Here is a 1,499-nt window from a genome sequence, read left to right as displayed (position 1 = left end):
GCGGCCCCGATGTTATGGTCGCGAGTCGCTGCTTCATCCGCGTCGTCGTGGTGTTCATGTTCTTCGAATTCGACTCCGAACTCGCCGTCCGGCATCCGAACGATGGCTTTGAAGGAGTGTGGCTCCGGAATGTCTTCCTTCGATTCCAGATAGTCTCCGCGGTCCGCCAGCGCGAACACTTGTTGTGTCCCATCGGGCTGCACCGTGGTAACGGACACCGCAGTAGCGTCCAGTCGTGAAGTCTGCGTCGCTGGCGTAATGCGGAAAACGGGTGGCACGCCGTCCTCGAAGATGGAAACGGCAAACACGCCGGATGGGGCGAAAATCTTCTGGACTTCCTCCTCATGAGCGTGGTCATCATGACCATGATCGTGATCGCCGCCGTTCAATAGTCACACGCTCGCCAGGTTGACAAACAGGCCGACCGCCGCGATGGGAATTGCCTCACCAAAATGGATGGGTACCGGCGACAGGAAACGCGATGCCGCTTCGTAGCCAATCAGAAGCGCAATCATCGCGAGCACGATGGCACTCGTAAAGCCCGCAAGATCGCCGAGCTTACCTGTACCGAACACGAAGCGGGAGTCGGTGGCGTGTTTGCGCGCATAGCTGTACGCAAGGGCTGCAATGAGCATTGCGCCGGCATGCGTCGACATGTGCAGACCGTCGGCGACAAGCGCCAGCGAACCGAACATACTGCCACCGACGATCTCAACAAGCATCATAGCGCTGCACAATGCGATCACGGCCCACGTCTTGCGCTCGTTCTTTTCGTGACCAACACCCAGAAAGATGTGGTCATGTCCTGCGCCGAATGCGGCGTCTTTGAAATCAACCATTTCTGACTATTTGAAATAGCTGTGAACAACTTCGATGAGTTGTTCCGTCGCGCTGGCACCATCCTCCTCGCCGTTTTCCGCGTCGATGAGGTGGTTCCTGATGTGGTCTTCCAGCACAACCGCGAGAAGACCGTTCATAGCCCCGCGACAACTCGTGATCCGTTGCAGCACGTCCGCGCAGCCGTGCTCTTCCTCGAGCGCCCGCTCAACGGCTTCGACCTGTCCCTTGATACGTCGGACCCTATTAAGCAGTTTCTGTTTTTCTTGAACCGTGTGACTCATCGCGCTCTCCATATACCCCCTAGGGGTATTCAATCGCGGGAAGTCTACCATAGGGGGTAGGGCTATCGGTACTGCCGCGGATTTTGGTGCCAACAGAGTTGCCAGATACTTATCGAGGCGGGTTTCGCGTTCATAGCTGTCGATGCGTCGACGAACGGCTGGTCAAATGCTCATTTCAGTCGTTCGTCGGAACCCGATAATTGACCGGTGATGGCCGGCTCGGGTTCTGCCGGGGAGCGGCCACGCGCCCGTCGTCTGCGCGTCCTGGATGGTTCACTGGGCGGTTGACATGCCAGATGTGTTCTACGGCGGATGACCATTGGATTGCTCGCGTATGGCATGAGCACTACAGGACAAACATGAAAATCCGACGGCTGA

Annotated in this window: 1 protein-coding gene and 1 pseudogene; both read right to left on the bottom strand. The window is 57.4% G+C overall.

The window, feature by feature from the left end:
* A pseudogene (gene dmeF / locus B0G75_RS41010) lies at window positions 1-839 on the bottom strand (CDF family Co(II)/Ni(II) efflux transporter DmeF); the annotation flags it as partial.
* Window positions 840-845: 6 nt separating this feature from the next.
* Window positions 846-1,121 carry a metal/formaldehyde-sensitive transcriptional repressor gene (locus tag B0G75_RS39965; RefSeq protein ID WP_106314954.1) on the bottom strand — a complete coding sequence of 92 codons (276 nt, stop codon included), beginning with the start codon at window positions 1,119-1,121 and terminating at the stop codon, window positions 846-848.
* Window positions 1,122-1,499: the final 378 nt, after the last annotated feature.

This window comes from Paraburkholderia sp. BL18I3N2 (genome assembly GCF_003001875.1).
Lineage (GTDB): Bacteria > Pseudomonadota > Gammaproteobacteria > Burkholderiales > Burkholderiaceae > Paraburkholderia > Paraburkholderia phytofirmans.
Note: the sequence above shows the minus strand (reverse complement) of the source record. Positions and strands in the feature narration are given on the sequence as shown.

What these genes read in the sequence shown, in the direction of transcription:
- B0G75_RS39965 (WP_106314954.1), bottom strand. Translation starts at nt 1,121, where the DNA reads ATGAGTCACACGGTTCAAGAAAAACAGAAACTGCTTAATAGGGTCCGA.